Here is a 22,798-nt window from a genome sequence, read left to right as displayed (position 1 = left end):
GCACCGTCAGGCCCCGGGGTCCGGCCGTCAGGCCCCGGGGTCCGGGGGCTTCGCCGGGAGTCGCACCTCGAACGTCGTGTCGCCGGGTTCCGAGCGTACGGTGATGCTGCCCCCGTGGGCCGTGACGATCGCGCGCGCGATCGACAGCCCGAGGCCCGAGCCGCCCGTCTGGCGTGCGCGGGAGCGGTCGGCGCGGGAGAACCGCTCGAACAGCTCGTCACGGATCGCCGGGTCCACGCCCGGACCGTCGTCGTGCACCCGCACGACGGCGTCCTCGCCCTCACGGCTCACGCTCGCGGTGACCGTCGTCCCGGCGGGCGTGTGCGTGCGCGCGTTCGCGAGGAGGTTCACCACGACCTGCTGAAGCCGCGAGACATCGCCCGCGAGCTGCACGGGCTCATCGCCCACCTCCAGCTCCCAGCGGTGGTCGTCGCTCGCAGCCTGCGCGTCGCCGACCGCCTCGACGACGAGGCGCGAGAGGTCGACGGAGCCGAAGACGATCTCCTGGCCCTCGTCCAGACGCGCCAGCAGCAGCAGATCCTCGACGATGCGCGTCATCCGCACCGACTGGGCCTGGATGCGCTCGAGCGCCTGACTCGTGGGCTCGGAGAGGGTGCTGTCACGGAGGGAGAGCTCCGAGTAGCCGCGGATGGAGGACAGCGGCGTACGCAGCTCGTGGCTCGCGTCCGCGACGAAGCGCCGCATGCGATCCTCGTTGCGCTGCCGGGCATCCAGCGACGAGCCGACGTGGTCCAGCAGCGTGTTGAGCGCGGCTCCCACCCGGCCCACCTCGGTGTGCGGATCGGCCTGCCCCTGCGGAACCCGCTCGCTGATCGTGACCTGGCCGACGGCCAGCGGCTGGCGGGCCACGCGCGTCGCGGTCTCGGCCACGGCGCGCAACGGCTTCAGTCCCGATCGGATCGTCCACGTCGTGGCGAGGATCAGCACGAGCAGCCCCGCCGCCGTGACGACGGCGATGATCGTCAGGATCTCGCCGATCGTCGACTGCACCTCGGCGAGGGGCAGCCCGACGGCCCCCGTGAAGCCGCTGTCGGGGGCGATGATCGGCACGAGCCGATAGGCGCCCAGGTCGCTTCCGAGCCCCGCCGACGTGAACCCGCCCGCGCGCGTCGCCGCGAGGATCTCCTCGACCTGGCCCTCCGTCAGCTCGCGCACGCTGTCCGGTCCCGTCACGACCGCCCCGCTCCGACCGTCGGAGGTCTCGAGGACGAGAAGGAAGCCCGGCTGCTGGCGGCCTCCGGCGAGCACGTCGTAGGCGTCGGGTGCGGTCGGCGTCGTGCCGGGGAAGGCCGGCAGCGCGAGCCCCCGGCCGGCGTCCCGCGCGGCGGCCTCGATCTGCTCGTCCAGCTGGCTCTGCAGCACGCTGCCGAGGATCGCGCTCGTGACGATCGCGACGACGACGAGGATCACCGACACGACACCCGTGATGGTCAGGATGAGGCGCCGCTGGAGTGTCCAGGGCGTGCGCCGGACATCCGCCGGCGGCGACGTCACTGGGGCGCCTTGATCATGTAGCCCACGCCGCGGACGGTGTGGATGAGCGGGGTGCGACCGGCGTCGATCTTCTTGCGCAGGTAGGAGATGTACAGCTCGACCACGCTGGATCGCCCGCCGAAGTCGTAATTCCACACCCGGTCCAGGATCTGCGCCTTCGAGACGACACGACGCTGATTGCGCAGCAGGAACCGGAGGAGCTCGAACTCGGTCGCGGTCAGCTCGATCTGCTCGCCGCCCCGCTCGACCTCGTGGCTGTCCTCGTTGAGGCTGAGGTCGGCCAGGCGCAGGATGGGCTCCTCCTCCGCCGCGAAGGCGGAGCCCGCGCGACGCATCAGGCCCCGCAGACGCGCGACGACCTCCTCGAGGCTGAACGGCTTCGTGACGTAGTCGTCACCTCCGGCGGTGAGGCCCGCGACGCGGTCCGCGACGGCATCCCGGGCGGTCAGGAACAGCACGGGGGTGTCGTTCCCGGACTGGCGCAGGCGCTGCAGCACCGCCATCCCGTCGAGGTCGGGCATCATGATGTCGAGCACGAGGGCGTCGGGCTGGAAGTCCCGCACCAGCTGCAGCGCCTCGTAGCCCGACGCTGCCGTCCGCACCTCCCACCCCTCCATCCGCAGAGCCATCGAGAGCAGGTCGGTGAGCATCTGCTCGTCGTCGACGACGGCGATGCGCAGGGGAGAGCCGTCGGGTCGGCTCAGGGCGGGTACGGCGGCGGAGGTCATGGTTCCCATTGTGCGCATCAACCTATGCGCCGGCTATGAAGAGGGCCATGCCGTTCCTGTGAGGGATGCCGCGCGTCCATAGCGTCCCGATAGGCGGCGCTGAGGGTCTCCATGAGATGGCTCCCTAACGTCGCTTCCGGTGGGCCGAGTGGCCGACGAGAGGGAGAGAGATGTACGGCATGTATCTGCGGCGCGAACTGGCGGGCCGCAAGAAACAGACGATCATCGTCGCGGCGGGGCTGGGCCTGGCGATCGCGCTCGTGATCATCGTGAACGCGCTGTCGGCGGGAGTCCGCGAGGCGCAGGCGCAGGCGCTCGAATCGGTCTACGGCGTCGGAACCGACCTGACCGTCACGGGCGCCCGGGCGGAACCCGGATCGGGCGGGGGACCTCAGTTCGAGTTCGAGGACGGCGCGGGAGAGAGTGCGGACGGGACGACGACGCTCAGTCAGTCTCGGCTGATGACGGACCGCATGCGCGGCACTCTGGACTCGTCGACGCTGGATGACATCCTGGCGATCGACGGGGTCGCCGCGGCATCCGGGGCGCTGAGCCTGACCAACACGACCTTCTCCGGCGAGATGCCCGACCGCTCGCAGACGACCGCCCCGGGAGAGGGCGCGGCGCCCCCCGAGGGCGGCGCGGACGGCGCCGGGGGAAGCGCCTTCGACCTCGACTCCTTCACGGTGCTCGGCGTCGATCCCGCCGCCGCGTCGGTGGGGCCGTTGTCCGCCGTCGAGCTGACCGGCGGACGCGGCCTGGCGGCGGATGACGCGGAGGCGTACGTCGCCGTCGTCGATGCGACCTACGCCGCGACGGCGGAGATCGCCGTCGGCGACACGATCGACGTCGCCGGTGCCGACGTGGAGGTCGTCGGCGTCGTCGCATCGACCTCGAGCGATGCGGACACTGCCGCGAACGTGTATCTGCCGTTGGGCGTCGCTCAGGAGCTCGCCGGAGTCGAGGACGTCGTCTCCACCGTCTACGTCCAGGCGGAGTCCTCCGACGCCATCGCCGCCGTACAGGACGCGATCGGCGAGGAGCTGCCGGATGCCACGGTCAGCTCCCAGTCGGACCTCGCCTCGGACGTCTCCGGATCGCTCTCGAGCGCCACGTTGCTCATCACGAGCCTCGGCACCTGGCTCTCCGTCGTCGTCCTGACCGTCGCCGTGCTGCTCGCGGTGCTCTTCACGATCTCGGGGGTGTCTCGGCGCACGCGGGAGTTCGGAACGCTGAAGGCGATCGGCTGGTCGAACCGTCGGGTCGTCGGGCAGGTCGCCGGGGAATCGCTCGTGCAGGGGCTCGTCGGCGGCGCCGTGGGCGTCGTGGTGGGGCTCGCCGGCGTCCTCGCCATCAATGTGGCAGCCCCGACGATCTCGTCCGCCCCGGCCGCCGAGACGGGCCCGGGCGGCATGGGCGGCCCGGGAGGCTTCGGCGCCGCCGCGGCGACGCAGACCACGACGGACATCGTGCTGCAAGCGCCCGTGACGGCCGGGATCATCGCCGCGGCCGTCGGCCTCGCCGTCGCGGGAGGCCTCGTCGCCGGTGCGTTCGGCGGATGGCGCGCGGCCCGTCTGAGTCCCGCCGAAGCGCTGCGTTCGGTCGGCTGATGCACACACACGAAGGAGATACGGACATGACACTCATCACCACTGAGAGCACGGGTACGGCGGATGCCGCGGCATCCACGCTTTACCGCCTCTCGCGGGTCGTGAAGACCTACCCGCAGAAGGGTCGCCGGGTGACGGCGCTCACGGGCGTCGACATCGAGATCGCGGCGGGCGAGTTCGTCACGATCCAGGGGCCCACCGGGGGCGGCAAGTCGACGTTCCTCCAGCTGCTTGGAGCGCTGGACCGGCCAACTTCCGGCACCGTGATGCTCGGCGGCACCGACATCGCCCGGGCCTCTGCGACCGCGCTCGGACGCCTGCGGGCGCACGAGATCGGTTTCGTCTTCCAGGGATTCAACCTGATCCCCACCCTCACCGCGCACGAGAACGTCGACATGGCGCTCGAGCCGCTCCGGGTCGCGCCCGCCGAGCGCAGGGCGCGGGTCGCGGAGGCGCTGACCCATGTGGGGCTCGCCGAGCGGGCGGATCATCGCCCGGGCGAGCTCTCGGGCGGTCAGCAGCAGCGCGTCGCGATCGCGCGCGCCATCGTGAAGCGCCCGCGGGTCCTGCTGGCGGACGAGCCCACCGGAAACCTCGACGAGTCGATGCGAGACGAGATCCTCGCACTGCTGGAGGGCCTGAACGGGCAGGGGCTGACCCTCATCGTCGTCACGCACGACTCCGCCGTGGCGAGGCGGGCGACGCGCCGGCTGCGCCTCGAGCGGGGGAGCGTGCGCGACATCACGCGCTGACCCGCTGGGGCCAGGGCGATACGACGGAGGCGCCGGTGCAGCAGATGTGCACCGGCGCCTCGCGGACGCGATCGTGGCGTCAGTGGGTGTCTTCGGCCTCGATCTCGGTGCGGTCTCCCGACCACAGCGTGTGGAAGGTGCCCTCCTTGTCGATGCGCTTGTAGGTGTGCGCACCGAAGAAGTCGCGCTGTCCCTGGATCAGCGATGCGGGAAGGCGCTCGGCGCGCAGGCCGTCGTAGTACGACAGCGACGACGAGAACGCCGGAGCGGGGATGCCGGCGGCGGCGGCCTCGGCGACGACACGACGCCACGCGGCCTGCGCACGGCCCAGCGCCTCGACGAAGTACGGGGCCGTCAGCAGCACGGGGAGGCCCGGCTCGACGTCGTACGCCTCGGCGATGCGGTTGAGGAACTGGGCACGGATGATGCAGCCGCCGCGCCAGATCTTCGCGATCGCCCCCAGGTCGATCGACCAGTCGTACTCGGCCGCGCCGGCACGGATCTCGTCGAAGCCCTGCGAGTACGCCACGATCTTCGAGGCGTAGAGCGCGAGGCGGACGTCCTCGATGAACGCGTCGACGTCGTCGACCGACAGGCCCTCTGCGGGACCGGGCAGGTCGCCCGACACGGCGCGCTGCTCGGGGTGCGAGGACAGCGAGCGGGCGAACGTCGCCTCGGCGATACCCGAGACGGGGACGCCGAGGGACAGGGCCGTCTGCACCGTCCACGCGCCCGTGCCCTTGGCGCCGGCCTGGTCGAGGATGACGTCGACGAGCGGCTTGCCGGTCGCGGCATCCACCTGGCGCAGCACCTCGGCGGTGATCTCGATGAGGTAGCTCTCGAGCTCGCCGCGGTTCCACTCGGCGAAGACGTCGGCGATCTCGGCGGGGGTCTTGCCGGTTCCGCGCCGGATGAGGTCGTAGGCCTCGGCGATGAGCTGCATGTCGGCGTACTCGATGCCGTTGTGCACCATCTTCACGAAGTGACCGGCCCCGTCGTGCCCGACGTGCGTCACGCAGGGCTCGCCCTCGGCGACGGCCGCGATGGAGCGGAGAATCGGGCCGAGCGTCACCCACGACTCGTCGGAGCCGCCGGGCATGATCGAGGGGCCGTTCAGGGCTCCCTCCTCGCCGCCGGAGATGCCGGCGCCGACGAAGTTGATGCCCGTCTCGCGGACGGCCTTCTCACGGCGGATCGTGTCGGTGAAGAGGGCGTTGCCGCCGTCGACGATGATGTCGCCGGGTTCGAAGACCTCGATCAGCGCGTCGATGACGGCATCCGTCGCCCGTCCGGCCTTGACCATGATGATCGCGGTGCGGGGGGTCGTCAGCGACGCGGCGAACTCCTCGTAGGAGGAGGCCGGGACGAACTCGGCCTCCGGGTGCGCGGCGACGAGCTGCTCGGTCTTCTCGTGGCTGCGGTTGTAGATGGCGACGGTGTTGCCTTCGCGGGAGGCGAGGTTGCGCGCCAGGTTGGAGCCCATCACCGCGAGGCCGACGACGCCGATATTGGCCGTGGGGGCCGTGCCGCTGGCGGGACCCGTGGGCGCGGGGGCGTCGCGGGGGACGTCCTCGGGCGAGGGCGCGCCCTCGTGGACCTCGGCCGAACCCGGGTCGTCGTCTCGATCGGTGGACGTGTTGGTGCTGTTCATACCTCTCCTCGTGCGTGCCGACCAGCAGTGCTCCGCGACAGGATGCACCCGGGACCGTTCCCTAGCGTAGTGCGGTCGTGTGCTCCGATTCGGCGATGGCGACGGCCTCGCGTGTGAGGCGCACGATCCGGTCCCAGTCGCCCGCCCGCACGGCGTCGGGCGGCAGCATCCACGATCCGCCGACGGCGAGGACGGAGGGGATCGCGAGGTAGTCGTGCATGTTCTTCGGCGAGATGCCGCCCGTGGGCAGGAATCGCACGTCGGCGAACGGCGCCGAGAGGGCGCGCAGGCTGGCCGCCCCGCCGGAGGACTCGGCGGGGAAGAACTTCACCGCGGGTGCGCCGTGCTCGAGGGCGGCCTGGATCTCCGTGGCGGTGACCGCTCCCGGCACGATCGGCACTCCGTGCTCGCCGCAGCGCTCCATGACGGCGCGGGACGTGCCGGGGGAGACGATGAAGCGCGCACCGGCGGAGACCGCGGCATCCACCTGATCGGGGCGGATGACGGTGCCGGCGCCGATCAGCACGTCGCCGCGCGCGGAGGCGGCCTCGATCGCGGCGGCGGCGGCGGCCGTGCGGAAGGTGATCTCCGCGACGGGCAGGCCCCCCTCGGCGAGCGCGGCCGAGATGCGCGCCCCCTCGTCGGCGGTGGTCGCGGTCACGACGGGGACGATCCTGTGGGCGGCGAGGCGGTCTAGGAGAGGGGACATCATCATCTGCTTCCCGAAGGCGCGGACGTCGCGCGGCGGTCAATATGATCATATCATTGGCCGGGTGACGACGATGTGCCGCACCGCGCCCTCCCAACGACGGACCAGGACACCATGATCATTCTCGCGCTCGAAGCCAGCACGACCTCGGCGAAGACGATGCTCTTCGACACCGACAGCGGAGAGATCTCGGTCCGCAGCCGCCGATTCGAGGTGGACGGGCCGGATGCCGCGGTGCGCGACGGCGACGACGTCTACACGCAGCTGATGGCGCTCGGGCGCGAGAGCGCGCGCGGTCGGCCCGTCGATCTGATCGTGCTGAGCGGCACCTGGCACGGCCTGACGCTGCGGACCCCCGACCTCACCCCCGTCACCCCCGTCATGGAGTGGCCGTACACGGGCGCCCAGGACCTCTGCGCGAGGCTGCGCGCCGACCAGGAGTTCACCTGGTGGTTCTACGAGCGCACCGGGTGCATGGTCAACGCCGTCTACCCGGTCTTCAAGCTGCTGCACCTTGCGGAGCAGGGGCAGAGCCTCGACGGGCTCGTCGCGCTCGATCAGCCGAGCCTCACGTTCGCGCGGCTGACGGGGGAGGTGTGGACCAACCCCGCGCTGGCCTCGGGCACCGGCCTGCTCAACGCGCACACGGCGCAATGGGACGACGAGGTCATCGCTCGCCTCGGCCTTCGCGGCGTCGTGCTGCCCGAGCTGAAGGACGCGACGGCCACGGCGGGGCTGACCGCGGAGGCGGCCGTGCTGCTGGGCCTGCGCCCCGGCATCCCCGTCCTCACCCCCGGTCCCGACGGCGGCCTCAGCCAGGTGGGGGACCTCGCCACCAACCCGGGCGACATGACGTTCTCGATGGGCACGAGCGGCGCCCTGCGCTTCTCCACCCGCCACCCCTCGTTCTCGCCGACGCTCAGCACGTGGTCCTACCGCTCGCCCCTCGGTGCGCTCAGCGGTGCCGCGACGTCGGGATGCGGCAACTGCGTCGACTGGGCACGCGAGCGCCTCTTCGGCGCCTCCGTGGACTACGCCGAGATCGAGCCGCTCCTCTCGGCCGACAAGCAGGACCTGCCGGTCTTCCTGCCCTTCCTCTTCGGCGAGCGCAGCCCGGGCTGGCAGGACCAGCGCCGCGGCGGGCTCGTCGAGCTGCGCCCGCAGCATTCCCGCGCGGACATGTATCAGGGGGTGCTGGAGGGGATCGTCTATTCCCTCTACCACTGCTTCAAGGAACTCACCGCCCTCAACGGCGCCCCACGACGCATCGTGCTCTCGGGCGGGGTCCTCTCCTCCCCGTTCTGGGCGCAGCTGACCGCCGACGTGTTCGGCGCCGACATGGAGGTCTCCCCCCGTCAGCACAGCTCGATCACGGGGGCCGTGCGGATGGGCCTGCGCGCGTCGGGGCTTCCCGAGACGCACCCTTCCCTCGACGGCGAGGAGCCGCGCATCGTGCATCCCCGCACCGAGCGTCGTGCGCAGTACGACGCGGGCTTCGCACGCTATCTGGAGCAGTACGGCCGGAGCCTGCCCGGCACCGAGAGGAACACGGTATGAAGATCCTGATCACTCCCACGTCGCTCTGCCGCGACCGTGACAATCCGGCGCTCGAGCCGCTGCGCGCGGCCGGCCACGAGCTGCGGTTCGCCGAGACCGGCAGGCCGCTGACGGCCGCCGAGCTCGTCGGCGCGCTGCCGGGCGTCGACGGCGTCATCGCGGGTCTCGACGAGTACAGCGCAGCGGTGTTCGACCACGCGTCCGAGCTGAAGGTCATCGCTCGCTACGGGGTCGGCGTCGACAACGTCGACCGGGATGCCGCGGTCGCCGCGGGCGTCGTGGTCACGCGCACGCCGGGCGCCAACGCCGTGGCGGTCGCGGAGATGACGATCGGCCTGGCCTTCGCCGCCGCGCGCGGCATCCCGCGACTGGATGCCGGGGTGAGGGCGGGGCAGTGGCCGCGCGGGGAGGGGATCGAGCTGACGGGGCGGTCGTACGGCGTCGTCGGATTCGGAGCGATCGGCAGGCTCGTCGCCGACCGCGCCCGCGGACTGGGCATGCGCGTCGCGGCGTACGACCCGCTGCTGCCCGACGCGGTGTTCGAGGCTGCGGGGGTCGACCGCGCCGATCTCGACGACCTGCTCTCGATGAGCGACGTCGTGAGCGTCCACGTGCCACTGCTGCCCGAGACCCACCATCTCCTCGACGCCCGGCGCCTGGCCCTCCTGCGCGCGGGGGCGATCGTCATCAACACCGCCCGCGGCGGGCTGCTCGACGAGGCCGCCGCGCTGTCGGCGCTGGAGGCGGGCCGGCTGCACGCCGTCGCGATCGACGTCTACGACACCGAGCCGCCGACGGCATCCGTGCTCGTCGGTCATCCGCGCGTCGTGTCGACGCCCCACAGCGCGGGGCACACCCGCGAGGCGATCGCGCGGATGGCGCAGGGCGCCGTGGCCGACGTGCTCACGGTGCTGCGGGGCGAGCGGTCGCCGAACGCGGTGACCCCCTAACCCGCCTCTCCCCGCGCGGCCCTCGAGGGCCCACGCATCCCCTCACGCTCGCACGCGCGGCAGGGCCTTCCCGACGGCGCGCTGCCCAGCAGAGGAGGATTGCCGAGGAGAGGAGGGATGCGCCGACTTTTCGCCTCTGCTCGGCAATCGCCCTCTCCCGGGCAGAGGGGATGGGGGCGCGGACGCCTCGCCCGGGCAGAGGGGGCGCGGCACTCGCCCGGGCAGAGGGGCGCGGCACTCTCCCGGGCAGAGGACCCGCGCGCCGGGCCCTAGTTGCTCCCGCGCACCTCGCTGAGCACGGCTTCGACGTACCTGCGGGTGTGGACCTCGGCCGCGTCGGCGTCGCCGCGGGCGATCGCGGCGGCGGTCTCGATGTGGTTGTGCAGGGCCTCGTCGTAGGGAGTGCCGGGCGTGAGACCCAGGTGCGAGCGCCCCGCGATCACGGCGGCGATGGGCGCCTTCGTCGCGGCGAGCATGAGGTTGCCGCTCGCGTCGAGGATGAGGTCGTGGAAGGCGATGTCGGCGATCAGGTACTCCTCCGAGTCGCCCCGGCCCGCGTGCCCGAGCTCCTCGAGACGGGCGGCGAGTCGCAGGATCTCCGCCCGCTGGACGTCGGAGGCGCGCACGGCGCTGAGTCGTGCCGCAATCGGCTCGATCGCGGCACGGAGCTCGGTGACGACGATCAGCTGCTGGTCCCGTCGCGGCCCGCGCAGCTGCCAGTCGATGAGGCGCGTGTCGAGCGCGCTCCACTCGGCGACCGGGCGCACCGTGACGCCGACCCGGCGTCGGGACGCGAGCATGCCCATGGCCTCGAGGACGCGGACCGCCTCGCGGATGACGGTGCGGGACACACCGTACTCGGACTCGAGCCCCGCAAGCGTGAGGACGGACCCCGGGGGGAGCTCGCCCGCCGCGATTCGCGTACCCAGGGCGTCGAGAACGGGTCCGTGCGAGGCCTGGGCCACAATGCTCCGATCAAAGGTATGACGACATGTTGCCAAAAATACGATCTTTGTGTGAGGATTCTCACGGCTCGCGGCGAGGCATCCCCGCTCCGACGGGCCGCTCGAAATCCTAACGCGGGAGCACCGGCCCATCGGGGCGGCTCCCCATTCCTCACATCAACGGAGATCCCGATGGAAGATTGGACCCAAACGCTGGGTACCGTGCCGCTTCTCGGCATTGCGGCCGGCGCGATCGCGCTCATCCTCGTCATGATCATCGTCTTCAAGGTGCACGCCTTCTTGACGCTGATCGTCGTTTCACTGCTCACCGCCTTCGTGGCGGGCGTGCCCGTGTCGGCCATCGCCGCGACGCTGACGGGAGGCTTCGGCGGCACGCTCGGAACGGTCGCCCTGCTCGTCGCGCTCGGCGCGATGCTCGGTCGCCTCATCGAGCACTCGGGCGGCGCGAAGGCGCTGGCCGACAAGTTCGTCGAGGTCTTCGGCGAGAAGCGCGCGCCGTTCGCGCTGGGCATCGCGTCGCTCATCCTGGGCTTCCCGATGTTCTTCGACGCGGGCCTGGTCATGATGCTGCCGATCATCTTCGCGATCGCGCGCCGCGTCTCGACCAACAACGTCCTGCTGTTCGGCATCCCGGCGGCCGCGGCCTTCTCGGTCATGCACGTCTTCCTGCCCCCGCACCCGGGTCCCGTGACCGCCAGTGAGCTGTACGGCGCGAACCTCGGCATCGTCCTGGTCGTCGGGCTCGTGATCGCCTTCCCGGTCTGGTACGTCTCCGGTTACCTGTGGGGCAAGTTCGTCGCCGCGCGCATCCCGCTGCCCGTCCCGAACCTCTTCGGAGGCATCGACGAGGACCAGCCGGTCAACCCGCCCAAGCCGCGCACGATCATCCTGCTGCTGCTCCTGCCGATGCTGCTGATCTTCCTCAACACGGGGCTCACGACCCTCGGCGCCGCCGGGATCGTCCCGGTCGAGGACCTCTGGGCGCAGACGCTCATCCTCCTCGGCAACTCCGCCGTCGCGCTGCTGATCACCGTCATCGTCGCGATGATCGTGCTGGGTCGTCGTCGCGGCGAGAACGGCTCGGCTCTCGAGAAGATCGTCGACTCCGCCCTCGGGCCCGTCGCGTCCGTCATCCTCATCACCGGTGCCGGCGGCATGTTCGGCGCCGTGCTGCGCGCCTCGGGCATCGGCGATGCGCTCGCCGACTCGCTCAGCGCGCTCGGCCTGCCGATCATCTTCGCCGCATACATCATCGCCGTCGTCATCCGCCTCGCACAGGGCTCCGCGACCGTCGCGCTCGTCACGGCGGCGGGCCTTGCCGCCCCCGCGGTCATCGCGGGCGACTTCAACCCCCTGCAGATCGCCGCGATCACCCTCGCGACGGCCGCCGGATCGGTCTTCGCCGGCCACGTGAACGACTCGGGCTTCTGGCTCGTCGGTCGGCTCATGGGCATGGACGTCAAGACCACGCTGAAGACGTGGACCGTGCAGCAGACGATCGAGTCGGTGCTGGCCTTCGCCCTCGTGCTCGTCGTCTACGGCATCGGCTCGATGCTCTGACCCGGCACCCCCGCCACGATCAGGAGAAGACTCATGACCTCGCTCTTCGACGTCTCCGACCGCCTCGCCCTCGTCACCGGGTCCTCCCGGGGGCTCGGCCGCTCCCTCGCCCTGGGCCTCGCCCGTGCCGGGGCCCGGCTGATCGTCCACGGACGGGATGCCGCGGCGGTCGAGGGCACGAGGGCCGAGGCCGAGCGCCTCTCCGGCCGCGCCGCCGCATCGGTCACCTTCGACGTGACCGATGCGGCGGAGGTCGAGGCGGGCGTCGCCGACCTGCTCGCGCGGGTCGGGACCCCCGACATCCTTGTCAACAACGCCGGCGTCCAGCGCCGCGCGCCCATCCAGGACTTCGCCGTCTCGGACTGGGACGACATCATCGCCGCGAACCTCTCCGGCGTCTTCTACGTCTCGCGCTTCGTCGCGCCCGCGATGATCGCGCGAGGCTCCGGCAAGATCGTCAACGTCGCGTCCGTGCAGTCACACCTGGCGCGTCACACGATCGCGCCCTACTCCGCCTCCAAGGGCGGCGTCGCCCAGCTCACGAAGGGCATGGCCGCCGATCTGGCGCGCCACGGCATCCAGGTCAACGCCCTCTCCCCGGGCTACTTCGCGACGGAGATGAACCGGGCGCTGGTTGATGACCCCGACTTCACCGCGTGGCTCACGCAGCGCACGCCCGCGCAGCGCTGGGGCGACTTCGCCGAGCTCGACGGCGCCCTGCTCTTCCTCTCCTCGGACGCCTCGAGCTTCGTCTCGGGGCAGAACATCTTCGTCGACGGCGGCATGACGGCCGTCGTCTGAGCGCTCTCCTCCCCGAAAGGCCCCCCATGCGTGCCGTATTCATCGACGCCAAGCAGACCCTTGCCGTGAGGGAGGTCGACACGCCCGCACCGGCCCGCGGGCAGGTGCGCGTGCGCATCGACTACGTCGGCATCTGCGGCTCGGATCTGCACTACTACTTCGAGGGCGCCAACGGGGCCTTCGTCGTGCGTGAGCCCCTCACGCCCGGTCACGAGGTGTCGGGGCGGGTCGACCTCGACCCGAGCGGCGACTGGCCCGCGGGCACGCCCGTCACGGTGCACCCGGCGACGTTCGGCACGCCGGTGGAAGGGCTCGAGCACGCTCCGCACCTGTGGCCGAACGGCGCCTACCTCGGCAGTGCGTCGACCTGGCCGCACACCCAGGGCGGGCTGGCGGAGTATCTGCTCGTGGATCGCGACATGGTGCGCCCTCTGCCGGCCGGGCTGTCCGTGCGCCGCGCCGTGCTCGCCGAGCCTCTCGCCGTGGCCCTGCACGGGCTCTCCAAGGCGGGCGACGTCGAGGGCAAGCGGGTGCTCGTGACGGGCGCGGGCCCGATCGGCCTGCTCGCGATCGCGGCCGTGAAGGATGCCGGGGCCGCCGAGATCACCGCGACCGACGTGCTGCCCGGGCCCCTCGAGCGGGCGCGGGCGCTGGGCGCGACGCGAACGATCGACGTGACCGCGGAGGAGCTGCCCGCATCGGCCTACGACGTCGTCCTCGAATGCTCGGGCGTCGCGCCGTCCATCTCGTCGGCGCTCGCCGCCGTGCGTCCCGCCGGAACGGTGGTGCAGGTGGGGATGGTGCCGAACGAGGCGCGTCTGCTCAACATCGCTCCGTTCATCTCGAAAGAGGTGACCTACGTCGGCACGTTCCGCTTCAACGACGAGATCGACGCGGCGCTGGACCTGCTCTCGCGCGAGCCCGCGATCGAGGGCGTCATCACCCACGTGGTCGATGCCGACGATGCGGAGAGCGCGTTCGCGGTCGCGAAGGACTCGCAGGCCTCCGGCAAGGTCGTCGTCGCGGTGTGGCCACGCGAGAGCGCGTAGGCACGGCTCGGCGCCCCTACGGCCCGCGAGGGGCGCTCAGTCCTTGCGGTAGCCGGCCCGGCCCATCGCGAAGAATGCGCCGACGACGAGCACTCCGCCGACCGTGCTGAGAGCCGCGATGAACCAGGCGAGGTAGTGGGAGACGAGTGCGCCGTCGATCATGGGTCCTCCGGGGCTCGGATGCGGGGGGCCCGGCGCACGGCGCCGGCTTCGTGTACTCAGGCTACAGGCTTCGTCGGGTAGCATTGCCGGTGACCCTCGGCGAGGGATGCTTCTGCGTGCCGCACGGCGCGTGCGCCGGCATCCGTGATCGACGCGGTGATGTGAGCTCCTCGCGGGGCCCTCCTCGCACGTCGGCGTCCGAGCGGACAACCAGACCACCGCGGCGGCCCGTCGCCGCGCACCCCGAGGAGAATCATGTCGGAAGACACCACCGTTCCCGCCGAGCTGCGTTCCCGCTTCGGCAAGGGCTTCGCCCGCCGCCTGCGCGCCGCCGGCAAGATCCCCGCCGTCATCTACGGCCACGGCACCGACCCCGTGCACGTGGCCCTGCCCGGCCACCAGATGATGCTGCTCGTGCGCCGCGCGAACGCGGTCATCGAGCTCGACGTCGAGGGCACGTCGCAGCTCGCCCTCGTCAAGGACGTCCAGCGCGACCCGGTGCACCAGATCATCGAGCACATCGACCTGCTCGTCGTGAAAAAGGGCGAGAAGGTCACGGTCGACGTGCCGCTGCACACGACCGGTGAGCCCTTCCCGGGCACCATCGCCACCCTCGACGCCTCGAGCATCTCGCTCGAGGTCGAGGCCACCCACATCCCCGAGCACATCGAGGTGGATGTCGAGGGCCTCGAAGACGGCACGCACATCACGGCGGGCGAGCTGACGCTGCCCCGCGGCGCGAGCCTGCTCTCCGACCCCGAGACCCTCATCGTCGCCGTCACCGTGCCCGCCGCGACGCTGGCCGCCGAGGACGAGATCGCCGCGGCCGATGCCGAGGTCGCCGCCGAGCAGTCCGAAGAGTCCGACGCGGAGTAATCCGACGCCCGCTCGCACGAGGGGGCACGCCGGCTCCGTCACGGAGCGCCACGGCGTGCCCCTTTGTCGTCTCACGTCACCGATGCGCCGCAGGGAGGGAGAGCCGGATGCCGCATACCTGGCTCGTGGTGGGTCTGGGCAACCCCGGACCGCGATACGAGAAGACGCGCCACAACGTCGGCCAGATGGTGCTCGACGAGCTCGCGGCGCGACGCGGTGCGGTGTTCCGCGTGCACAAGGCCAACGCGCGGACGGCCGAGACGTGGTTGCGCCCCGGTGCGGACAAGCTCGTGCTGGCCAAGCCGAACTCCTTCATGAACGTCTCGGGTGGCCCCGCCGCCGGGCTCGCGCGCTTCTTCGGCGTCGACCCCGGGCGCGTCGTCGTCGTCCATGACGAGCTCGACATCCCGTTCGACACCATCAAGCTCAAATCCGGCGGCGGGCACGGCGGCCACAACGGCGTGCGCGACGTGGCCAAGGCCCTCGGCACGGCGGACTTCCCGCGCGTCAGGGTGGGCATCGGTCGGCCCCCGGGCCGGCAGGATCCGGCCGACTGGGTGCTCGACCCGTTCGGCTCGGCCGAGCGCGCGACGCTCGCCGCGCACCTCTCCGACGCCGCCGACGCGGTGGAGACGCTGATCGAGCACGGCCTGGTGGCGGCGCAGCAGCGCTTCCACGCGCCGCCCGCGAGCTGATCGGCCGCGGCGGGTCAGAAGCCTGCGGCACCCGCGGCGACGCCGGCGAGCGCAGCCGCGTAGAGCACGACGCCGAACACCATGGGCGCGACGACGGCGACGACGAGGGCGGCGATGCCCTGCCCCCGGCCGCGCCCACGCACGATCGCGACGATCCCCTGAGCGATGGCCCAGATGCCGAGGACGGTGCCCGCCCAGAAGGCGATCTCCGCTGCGAGGATCCACCCGCGAACCGGGCTGAGCACCGAAAGATCGTCCCAGCCCTCGGCGCTCGCCACATTCAGCTGCTCGCCCACGCCCGCCCCGATCGGGTATCCCGCGATGCCCGCGACGAGCGCCGGAATGAGGAACGCGACGATCGCGAGCACGAGTGCGACCACACCCAGCGCGCCGGATGCCGTCGCGGGGCGCGCGGTCACGGCGGCGCCGTAGGCGGGGCTCACCGGATACCGATACGGTGCGGCCGGGACGTGGGCGGGGTGGGCCGGCGGCGCGCCCGGGAACCCGTGGGTGCCGGCGGGAGGGGTGCTCACGGGAGCCGCGGGCAGCGGCGGCAGCGGGGGAAGCGGCGGAACGGGCGGCGCCGGTGGCGGGGGAGATGCGGGCGCAGCGCCCCCTGCCGACCCGTCGCCGGCGGGGGGCGGCGTCTTCTCGCTCATGCCCACATCCTAGGCGGCGGCTCCTGGCGGGCGAGGACGCCCCGGGCGCCTCCGGTGTCGGCGCCCGCTCTTAGACTGGTCGGGTGACAATTCACGGGATCACGCGCGCCCTCGCGCGCTCGGAGGCGTTCCGTGAGGGGCTCTCGGCCGCATCCGTCGACACCGACTTCTCGCTCGTCGAGGGGCTCGTCGCGCCCGCGATCGCGGCGCTGCTGGAGCGGCGGGCTGCCGCGGGCGAGCCGCCGGCGGTGCTGGTCATCGCTCCCACCGGGCGCCGCGCCGAGCAGGTGGGGCCCGCGCTGTCGGCCTACCTTCCCGAGGCGCGGGTGCTCTCCTTCCCCGCCTGGGAGACGCTGCCGCACGAGCGACTCAGCCCCAGCGCCGAGACGATCGGTGCGCGGCTCGAGGCCCTGCGCGAGATCGGGGCATGGGACGGATCGACGCCGCTCGTGGTCACCGCCTCGGTCCGCGCCGCGATCCAGCCGCTCGCGCCCGGCCTCGACGCCGTGGAACCGGTCGACCTGCGCCGCGGCGGCCGGGGCTACGATCTGCCGCGCATCGCCGAGCGCCTGGTCGAGCTCGCGTACGCGCGGGTCGACATGGTCTCCCGGCGCGGCGAGTTCGCCGTCCGCGGCGGCATCCTCGACGTCTTCCCTCCCGTGGCCGACCATCCGTACCGCATCGAGTTCTTCGGCGACGAGGTCGAGGAGGTGCGCGCGTTCTCGGTCGCGGATCAGCGCTCGCTTCCCGGCGAGGTCGACGCCGTGCGCCTCGGCCCGAGCCGCGAGCTGCTGCTGACCCCCGACATCCGCGAACGGGCGGGGGCCCTCCGGGACGGGCTGCCGGGCCTGGCGGGAATGCTGGAGAAGATGTCCGAGGGCATTCCCGCCGACGGCATGGAGTCCCTGCTGCCGGCGCTCGTGGACCGGCTGGTGCCGCTCATCGACTACCTGCCCGCCGGGGCGGCCGTCGCGCTCGTCGACCCGGAGAGGGCCGTCACCCGCGCCCTCACCCTGCAGGAGACCAACCGCGAGTTCCTCGAGGCCGCGTGGAGCGCCGCCGTCGCGGGAGCCGCCGTGCCGGTCGACCTCGGGTCGGGCGACTTCCTCCCGCTGGCGAGCCTGCGGGAGTCGGCCCGCGAGCGGGGCGGCGTGTGGTGGAGCTTCAGCGCGTTCGACTCCGGAGCCGCCGATGCGGCCGCCGAGGGAGTGCTGGATGCCGAGGGCGGCGTCGCCACGCGCATCCCCGCCGCACCGGTGCCGTCCTTCCACGGCAACGTCGAGGGGGCGACCGAACACGTCGGCGAACTCCTCCGTGACGGCTGGAGCGTCGTCGTCGCGGCGAGCGGCCACGGCCTGGTCGAGCGGGCGCGCGATGTGCTCTCCGAGCGGGGCCTGGCGGCGCGCGTCGCCGAGACGATCGACGAGATCCCCGAAGCAGGTGTGGCGCTGTTGACGCAGGCGAGCGTCGAGGCGGGCTTCGAGGCATCCGATGCGCGCATCGCACTGCTGACCGAAGCCGATTTCTACGGCCGCACGATCGGCGGCGACAGCCGCGTCGTGAAAAAGCTCGCGTCTCGTCGCAAGAACGTCGTCGACCCGCTGCAGCTGAAGGCCGGCGACTTCGTCGTGCATACCACCCACGGCATCGGCCGCTTCGTCGAGCTCGTGCAGCGGGAGGTGTCCTCGGGCGGCCGCAACCCCGTCAAGAGCATGCGCGAGTACCTCGTGGTGGAGTACGCCCCCACCAAGCGCGGCTACCCGGGAGACAAGCTGTTCGTACCCACCGATCAGCTCGACCAGCTCTCCCGGTACGTCGGGGGGGAGGCCCCGGCGCTGTCGAAGATGGGCGGAAGCGACTGGGCGCAGGCCAAGGGCAAGGCGCGCAAGGCCGTCCGCGACATCGCCGTGGAGCTCGTGAAGCTCTACTCGGCGCGGATGTCGGCCAAGGGCTACGCGTTCGGGCCCGACACGCCGTGGCAGCGGGAGCTGGAGGAGGCGTTCCCGTTCGCCGAGACCCCGGACCAGCTGCAGACGATCGATGAGATCAAGGCCGACATGGAGCGCCCGATCCCGATGGACCGGCTGCTGTCGGGCGACGTCGGCTTCGGCAAGACCGAGGTCGCCGTGCGGGCGGCCTTCAAGGCGATCCAGGACGGCAAGCAGGTCGCGATGCTCGTGCCGACGACCCTCCTGGTCAAGCAGCACTCCGAGACCTTCACCGAGCGCTTCGCGGGCTTCCCTGTGAAGGTGCGGGCCCTCTCGCGGTTCCAGACCGACAAGGAGACGCGCGAGATCGTGAAGGGGCTCGCCGACGGCACGATCGACATGGTCATCGGCACCCACCGCATCCTCACCGAGCAGGTGGTCTTCAAGGATCTGGGCCTCATGATCATCGACGAGGAGCAGCGCTTCGGCGTCGAGCACAAGGACGCGCTGAAGAAGCTCAAGACCAACGTCGACGTCCTCGCGATGAGCGCGACCCCCATTCCGCGCACGCTCGAGATGGCCGTCACGGGGATCCGCGAGATGTCGACCCTCGCGACGCCGCCGGAGGACCGGCATCCGATCCTGTCCTACGTCGGGCCCCGCAACGACAAGCAGGTCGCCGCGGCCATCCGCCGCGAGCTCCTGCGCGAGGGGCAGGTCTTCTACGTCCACAACCGGGTGAAGTCGATCCAGCGGGTCGCGGCGCACCTCGCCGAGCTCGTGCCGGAGGCGCGCATCGCGGTCGCGCACGGCCAGATGGGCGAGCACGCGCTCGAGCAGGTCGTCGACGACTTCTGGGAGCGCAAGTTCGACGTACTCGTCTCGACGACGATCATCGAGACGGGGCTCGACATCGCGAACGCGAACACGATCATCATCGATCGCGCCGACAAGTACGGACTCTCGCAGCTGCACCAGCTGCGGGGACGCGTGGGTCGCGCGCGGGAGCGGGCATACGCCTACTTCCTCTACGACGAGAACAAGCCTCTGTCGGAGACGGCGGCCGACCGGCTCGAGACGATCTCGGTCAACAACGACCTCGGCTCGGGCATGCAGGTCGCGCTCAAGGACCTCGAGCTGCGCGGCGCGGGCAACATGCTCGGCGCCGAGCAGGCCGGCCACATCGCGGGGGTCGGGTTCGACCTGTATCTGCGGATGATCGGGGAGGCCGTCGCGACCTTCCGCGGCGAAGAGGCCGAGGGACCTGCCGAACTGCGCCTCGAGCTGCCCGTGCAGGCGCGCATCCCCGAGTCGTACATCGACAGCGAGCGGCTGCGCCTCGAGGCGTACCAGAAGCTCTCGGCGGCGGCCGCCGCGAACGCGGCTCCGGACGCGATCGATCTCGTCATCGACGAGCTGCGCGACCGCTACGGGGAGCCCCCCGCCGAGGTCGAGGGCCTCGTCGCGGTCGCCCGTCTGCGTCGTCGCGCGGGTCGCGCGGGACTCACCGACGTCGTGGCGATGGGACCCAATCTGCGAATCGCTCCGGCGCGCCTGCCGGATTCGATGCGCGTGCGCCTGCAGCGGCTGTACCCCGCCGCGAAGCTGCTGCAGGGCGGCGACGCGCTCGTCGTGCCGCTTCCCCGCGACGGCGGCGACCCCGTCGGCGACGAAGCGCTCCTGGAATGGGTCGCCCAGTTGCTGACGGCGCTGTTCCCCGAGCCCGACGCGGCCGTGGGCGCGCCCGCGGCATCCGCCTGAACCGCACCGTATCCGGAGCGCCCCGTCGCATGCGGCGGGGCGGTCAGGATGCCGTGGATCAGCCGGTGTTCTGCAGGCCCGCGGCGACGCCGCTGACCGAGAGCAGGAGAAGGCGCTGCTGCTCGGGCGCCGGCTTCTCGCCCTCGGGCGTCGCCCGGAGGGCGCGCAGCGCGCGCAGCTGCAGGAGGGAGAGCGCGTCGACGTAGGGGCTGCGCATCTTGACGGCGCGGCCGAGCACGGGGCGGTTCGCCAGCAGCTCTCCCGAGCCGGTGAGCCGGATGACCCACCCGCGGGTGAGCGCCATCTCCTCCCGCACCAGTTGCGCGAGGTCGTCGCGGTCTCCGAGGGCGAGGTAGCGCGACGCGATGCGGTCGTCGGCCTTCGCGAGGCTCATCGCGACGTTGTCGACCATCGTGCGCAGCAGCGGCCACTGCTCGTATGCCTCGCGCAGCAGGTCCTCGTCGCCGACGGCCTCGAGCGCCGTGCCCAGGCCGAACCAGCCCGCGAGGTTGATGCGCGCCTGGGTCCACGCGAACACCCACGGAATCGCCCGCAGATCCTCGAGGGACTCGACCGAGAGCCCGCGCCGCGCCGGACGCGACCCGAGGGCGAGCAGGCCGATCTCCTCCATCGGCGTCACCGTCGCGAACCAGGGGGCGAAGCCCTCGGCCTTGACCAGCGCGAAGAAGCGCTCGCGGGATGCCGCATCCATCGTCCGCGCGACGTCGGCGTAGCGGGAGGCGGCGTCCTCGTTGCGGCGCTCGACCGACGGTGCCGAGGCCAGCAGCGTGGCGGCCGCGACCTGGTCGATGTGGCGCATCGCGATGGCGGGGTCGCCGTAGCGGGCGAAGATGACCTCGCCCTGCTCGGTGAGCTTGAAGCGTCCGTCCACGGAGTGGGGCGGCTGGGCGAGGATCGCGCTGTTGGCGGGACCGCCGCCGCGCCCGAGGGCTCCGCCGCGCCCGTGGAAGAGGGTCAGCTCGATGCCGCTCTCGCGCGCCCAGGCCGAGATCTCGGCCTGGGCCTCGTAGAGCGCCAGGTTCGCCGCCACGGGGCCGACGTCCTTCGAGGAGTCGGAGTACCCGAGCATGACCTCGAGGCGGCGTCCGGTCTCCTCCAGGCGGGCCGCGAACTCGGGGTGCCGGGCGATCTCGGCGAGGATGCCGGGGGCTGCCCGCAGGTCGGCGAACGTCTCGAACAGCGGGATCACATCGAGCACCGGGGGCTCGGCGTCGGGGCCCACGGCATATCGGGCGAGGCGGTGCACATTGGCGAGGTCCTCGGCCGACTGCGTGAACGAGACGATGTAGCGCCCGGCGGCGCGCGGTCCGAACCGCTCCTGGACGAAGGCGATCGAGCGGAAGACGTCGAGCACCTCCTCGGCGAGCTCGCTGCGCTCGCCGCCTCCGCGTCCGTCGAGCTCGTCGAGTTCGGCGAGGACGGTGCGGTGCACCTGGGAGTGCTGCCTGACCTCGAGCTCGGTGAGGTGGAACCCGTACGTTTCGACCTGCCAGATGAGGTGCTGCAGGCCGCCGAACGCGTGACGACCGGCCCCCGCCGCGGCGAGGGAGTCCTGCACCGTGCGAAGGTCGGCGAGCAGTTCGTCGGGGGCGCGATACGCGAGGTCGGCGTTGCGCGTGCGGGTCGCCGCGATGCGGCGGGCGATGAGGAGCAGGATGCGGCGGTGCGGCTCGCCGGGGGAGCGCTTGGCGATGTCGGCGGCCGCGTCCTCGTCGGCGGCGCGCAGGCGGTGCCACAGTGCGACGAGCGCGTCGCTCGGGGGCGTCGTCTCGGCGTCGAGGGTGAGGCCGCGGCCCACCCGCTCGGTCGTGCGCTCGAGCCCCCGGAGCACGTGCTCCGAGGCGATTGCCGCCGCCTTGCGGGTCACCTTGGCCGTGACGAAGGGGTTGCCGTCCCGGTCGCCGCCCACCCAGGATCCGATCCGGACGAACGGGGTGACGATCGGAGCGCGTCGCCCGGCGGCGACCCCCTGCAGCGCGTCGTCCACGCGGCGGTAGACGTGCGGCACGGCGGTGTAGAGGGTGTCGTCGAAGACGGCCATGACGGCGCGCACCTCGTCGGTCGGGGAGGGCTTCTCGGCGCGCAGCGGCGCCGTGCGCCAGAGCGTGTCGATCTCCTCGAGGATGCGTCGGCGCGCGCGCCGCTCGTCGGCGCCGCCGCGAAGCGACGCGTCGAGCTCGCCGAGGAGGCCCGCGATGCGGCGCACGCTCGTCGAGATCGCCCGCCGTCGCGCCTCGGTGGGGTGCGCCGTGAAGACGGGGTGGAAGCGCAGTGCCTTCAGCCGCGCGAGCGCGGTCTCATCGCCCACCTCCTCGGCCAGGCGCACGAAGGCCGCCGCGACCGAGTCCGTCGCGGCGTCCTTCTCGGGGCGTCCGTCGCGCTCGCGCAGCACGCGCACGCGCTGGTGCTCCTCGGCGAGGTTGACGAGGTGGAAGTAGCACGTGAAGGCACGGGCGACCTCGTCGGCGCGCTCGATCGAGAACTCCTCCACGATCGCCGCGGCCCGTTCGAAGGCCTCCGGCGAGGGGTCGGTGTAGGCCTGGATCGTGGCGGTGCGCAGGCGCTCGACGTCCTCGTAGAGGCCGGCGCTGCCGCTCTCGCGCAGCACCTGCCCCAGGAGGGAGCCGAGCAGGCGGACGTCGGCCCGCATCTGCTCGGGCAGCTCCTGGCCGGCATCGAACCGGCCGACGAGATCGATCGCCTCGGTGGTGGGTGAAGACATACCTCCAACGGTAGCGGGCGCCGTGTCTCGCTCCGTCACCCACGGCGTCACCCAGCGCGCCGCTTCGCGACCCACTCCGGTCCCCGCGCAGCTCGCCGCGCAGCGCCTCTCAGCGGAACCCGCGGTG

General features: G+C 72.0%; 18 protein-coding genes. 10 read left to right on the top strand and 8 right to left on the bottom strand.

All coding sequences use genetic code 11. From position 1 onward, the window contains the following. Positions 1-27: 27 nt before the first annotated feature. Together RYJ27_RS09640 and RYJ27_RS09635 are read right to left on the bottom strand one after the other, a co-directional pair. A complete protein-coding gene (locus RYJ27_RS09640; protein WP_330170102.1) occupies positions 28-1,515 on the bottom strand; it encodes a sensor histidine kinase in 1,488 nt (495 codons plus the stop codon). Then, positions 1,512-2,243, bottom strand: coding sequence for a response regulator transcription factor (locus RYJ27_RS09635; protein WP_330170101.1), 732 nt, complete (start codon positions 2,241-2,243; stop codon positions 1,512-1,514). The genes RYJ27_RS09640 and RYJ27_RS09635 overlap by 4 nt, the downstream gene beginning before the upstream one ends. Before the next feature lie 170 nt (positions 2,244-2,413). Here RYJ27_RS09635 and RYJ27_RS09630 point away from each other — a divergent pair, with 170 nt between their 5' ends. Both RYJ27_RS09630 and RYJ27_RS09625 read left to right on the top strand, forming a co-directional pair. After that, on the top strand, positions 2,414-3,853 hold the full coding sequence (locus tag RYJ27_RS09630; RefSeq protein ID WP_330170100.1) for an ABC transporter permease: 1,440 nt from the start codon (positions 2,414-2,416) through the stop codon (positions 3,851-3,853). Between the two features lie 26 nt (positions 3,854-3,879). After that, positions 3,880-4,605, top strand: coding sequence for an ABC transporter ATP-binding protein (locus RYJ27_RS09625; RefSeq protein WP_330170099.1), 726 nt, complete (start codon positions 3,880-3,882; stop codon positions 4,603-4,605). A gap of 79 nt (positions 4,606-4,684) precedes the next feature. On the opposite strand, the gene gndA is transcribed toward RYJ27_RS09625, so the two are convergent. Both gndA and eda read right to left on the bottom strand, forming a co-directional pair. Beyond that, a complete protein-coding gene (gene gndA / locus RYJ27_RS09620) occupies positions 4,685-6,256 on the bottom strand; it encodes an NADP-dependent phosphogluconate dehydrogenase (RefSeq protein ID WP_330170098.1) in 1,572 nt (523 codons plus the stop codon). Positions 6,257-6,317: 61 nt separating this feature from the next. Beyond that, positions 6,318-6,965 carry a bifunctional 4-hydroxy-2-oxoglutarate aldolase/2-dehydro-3-deoxy-phosphogluconate aldolase gene (gene eda, locus RYJ27_RS09615; protein WP_330170097.1) on the bottom strand — a complete coding sequence of 216 codons (648 nt, stop codon included), beginning with the start codon at positions 6,963-6,965 and terminating at the stop codon, positions 6,318-6,320. Between the two features lie 114 nt (positions 6,966-7,079). Between eda and RYJ27_RS09610 the strand changes: the two genes are divergently transcribed. Beyond that, positions 7,080-8,522: a gluconokinase gene (locus tag RYJ27_RS09610; RefSeq protein WP_330170096.1), complete on the top strand. Its 1,443-nt coding sequence runs from the start codon at positions 7,080-7,082 to the stop codon at positions 8,520-8,522. Then, positions 8,519-9,472, top strand: a complete 954-nt coding sequence (locus RYJ27_RS09605; protein ID WP_330170095.1) for a phosphoglycerate dehydrogenase — start codon at positions 8,519-8,521, stop codon at positions 9,470-9,472. Before RYJ27_RS09610 ends, RYJ27_RS09605 begins: the two co-directional genes overlap by 4 nt. Positions 9,473-9,741: 269 nt before the next feature. Here the strand turns inward: RYJ27_RS09605 and RYJ27_RS09600 are convergent, their stop codons facing one another. Beyond that, the gene (locus RYJ27_RS09600) at positions 9,742-10,437 is read right to left on the bottom strand and encodes a FadR/GntR family transcriptional regulator (protein WP_330170094.1); all 696 of its coding nucleotides are present in this window, start codon (positions 10,435-10,437) and stop codon (positions 9,742-9,744) included. Positions 10,438-10,608: 171 nt separating this feature from the next. Between RYJ27_RS09600 and RYJ27_RS09595 the strand changes: the two genes are divergently transcribed. The 3 genes from RYJ27_RS09595 to RYJ27_RS09585 are packed head-to-tail and all read left to right on the top strand — an operon-like array spanning position 10,609 to position 13,847. Beyond that, entirely contained in the window at positions 10,609-11,997 is a 1,389-nt protein-coding gene (locus RYJ27_RS09595) for a GntP family permease (RefSeq protein WP_330170093.1), read from the top strand. Positions 11,998-12,030: 33 nt separating this feature from the next. Next, a complete protein-coding gene (locus RYJ27_RS09590; RefSeq protein ID WP_330170092.1) occupies positions 12,031-12,798 on the top strand; it encodes an SDR family oxidoreductase in 768 nt (255 codons plus the stop codon). A 26-nt stretch (positions 12,799-12,824) separates the two neighbouring features. Then, positions 12,825-13,847: an L-idonate 5-dehydrogenase gene (locus RYJ27_RS09585; RefSeq protein WP_330170091.1), complete on the top strand. Its 1,023-nt coding sequence runs from the start codon at positions 12,825-12,827 to the stop codon at positions 13,845-13,847. Between the two features lie 36 nt (positions 13,848-13,883). Here RYJ27_RS09585 and RYJ27_RS09580 read toward each other — a convergent pair whose 3' ends face one another. Further along, complete coding sequence (locus tag RYJ27_RS09580; RefSeq protein ID WP_330170090.1) at positions 13,884-14,009, bottom strand: hypothetical protein; 126 nt, start codon at positions 14,007-14,009, stop codon at positions 13,884-13,886. Between the two features lie 255 nt (positions 14,010-14,264). Here RYJ27_RS09580 and RYJ27_RS09575 point away from each other — a divergent pair, with 255 nt between their 5' ends. Next, the gene (locus RYJ27_RS09575) at positions 14,265-14,885 is read left to right on the top strand and encodes a 50S ribosomal protein L25/general stress protein Ctc (protein ID WP_330170089.1); all 621 of its coding nucleotides are present in this window, start codon (positions 14,265-14,267) and stop codon (positions 14,883-14,885) included. A 107-nt stretch (positions 14,886-14,992) separates the two neighbouring features. Then, a complete protein-coding gene (gene pth / locus RYJ27_RS09570; protein WP_330170088.1) occupies positions 14,993-15,580 on the top strand; it encodes an aminoacyl-tRNA hydrolase in 588 nt (195 codons plus the stop codon). 14 nt (positions 15,581-15,594) lie between these two features. On the opposite strand, the gene RYJ27_RS09565 is transcribed toward pth, so the two are convergent. Next, the gene (locus RYJ27_RS09565; protein WP_330170087.1) at positions 15,595-16,239 is read right to left on the bottom strand and encodes a hypothetical protein; all 645 of its coding nucleotides are present in this window, start codon (positions 16,237-16,239) and stop codon (positions 15,595-15,597) included. Between the two features lie 83 nt (positions 16,240-16,322). Here RYJ27_RS09565 and mfd point away from each other — a divergent pair, with 83 nt between their 5' ends. After that, positions 16,323-19,928 (top strand): transcription-repair coupling factor, encoded by a 3,606-nt coding sequence (mfd, locus tag RYJ27_RS09560; protein WP_330170086.1) that lies wholly within the window; start codon positions 16,323-16,325, stop codon positions 19,926-19,928. A 58-nt stretch (positions 19,929-19,986) separates the two neighbouring features. Here mfd and RYJ27_RS09555 read toward each other — a convergent pair whose 3' ends face one another. Continuing rightward, entirely contained in the window at positions 19,987-22,671 is a 2,685-nt protein-coding gene (locus tag RYJ27_RS09555) for a phosphoenolpyruvate carboxylase (RefSeq protein ID WP_330170085.1), read from the bottom strand. Between the last annotated feature and the right edge of the window lie 127 nt (positions 22,672-22,798).

Origin of the sequence: Microbacterium limosum, assembly GCF_036324365.1 — a bacterium.
GTDB lineage: Bacteria > Actinomycetota > Actinomycetes > Actinomycetales > Microbacteriaceae > Microbacterium > Microbacterium limosum.
The sequence above is the reverse complement of the archived record's forward strand: the minus strand, read 5'-3'. Positions and strand labels throughout refer to the sequence as shown.

Excerpts from the sequence above, each read along its gene's own strand:
- RYJ27_RS09635 (WP_330170101.1), bottom strand. The coding sequence starts at position 2,243 with ATGACCTCCGCCGCCGTACCCGCCCTGAGCCGACCCGACGGCTCTCCC.
- RYJ27_RS09630 (WP_330170100.1), top strand. The coding sequence starts at position 2,414 with ATGTACGGCATGTATCTGCGGCGCGAACTGGCGGGCCGCAAGAAACAG.
- RYJ27_RS09625 (WP_330170099.1), top strand. The coding sequence starts at position 3,880 with ATGACACTCATCACCACTGAGAGCACGGGTACGGCGGATGCCGCGGCA.
- gndA (WP_330170098.1), bottom strand. The coding sequence starts at position 6,256 with ATGAACAGCACCAACACGTCCACCGATCGAGACGACGACCCGGGTTCG.
- eda (WP_330170097.1), bottom strand. The coding sequence starts at position 6,965 with ATGTCCCCTCTCCTAGACCGCCTCGCCGCCCACAGGATCGTCCCCGTC.
- RYJ27_RS09610 (WP_330170096.1), top strand. The coding sequence starts at position 7,080 with ATGATCATTCTCGCGCTCGAAGCCAGCACGACCTCGGCGAAGACGATG.
- RYJ27_RS09605 (WP_330170095.1), top strand. The coding sequence starts at position 8,519 with ATGAAGATCCTGATCACTCCCACGTCGCTCTGCCGCGACCGTGACAAT.
- RYJ27_RS09595 (WP_330170093.1), top strand. The coding sequence starts at position 10,609 with ATGGAAGATTGGACCCAAACGCTGGGTACCGTGCCGCTTCTCGGCATT.
- RYJ27_RS09590 (WP_330170092.1), top strand. The coding sequence starts at position 12,031 with ATGACCTCGCTCTTCGACGTCTCCGACCGCCTCGCCCTCGTCACCGGG.
- RYJ27_RS09585 (WP_330170091.1), top strand. The coding sequence starts at position 12,825 with ATGCGTGCCGTATTCATCGACGCCAAGCAGACCCTTGCCGTGAGGGAG.
- RYJ27_RS09580 (WP_330170090.1), bottom strand. The coding sequence starts at position 14,009 with ATGATCGACGGCGCACTCGTCTCCCACTACCTCGCCTGGTTCATCGCG.
- RYJ27_RS09575 (WP_330170089.1), top strand. The coding sequence starts at position 14,265 with ATGTCGGAAGACACCACCGTTCCCGCCGAGCTGCGTTCCCGCTTCGGC.
- pth (WP_330170088.1), top strand. The coding sequence starts at position 14,993 with ATGCCGCATACCTGGCTCGTGGTGGGTCTGGGCAACCCCGGACCGCGA.
- RYJ27_RS09565 (WP_330170087.1), bottom strand. The coding sequence starts at position 16,239 with ATGAGCGAGAAGACGCCGCCCCCCGCCGGCGACGGGTCGGCAGGGGGC.
- RYJ27_RS09555 (WP_330170085.1), bottom strand. The coding sequence starts at position 22,671 with ATGTCTTCACCCACCACCGAGGCGATCGATCTCGTCGGCCGGTTCGAT.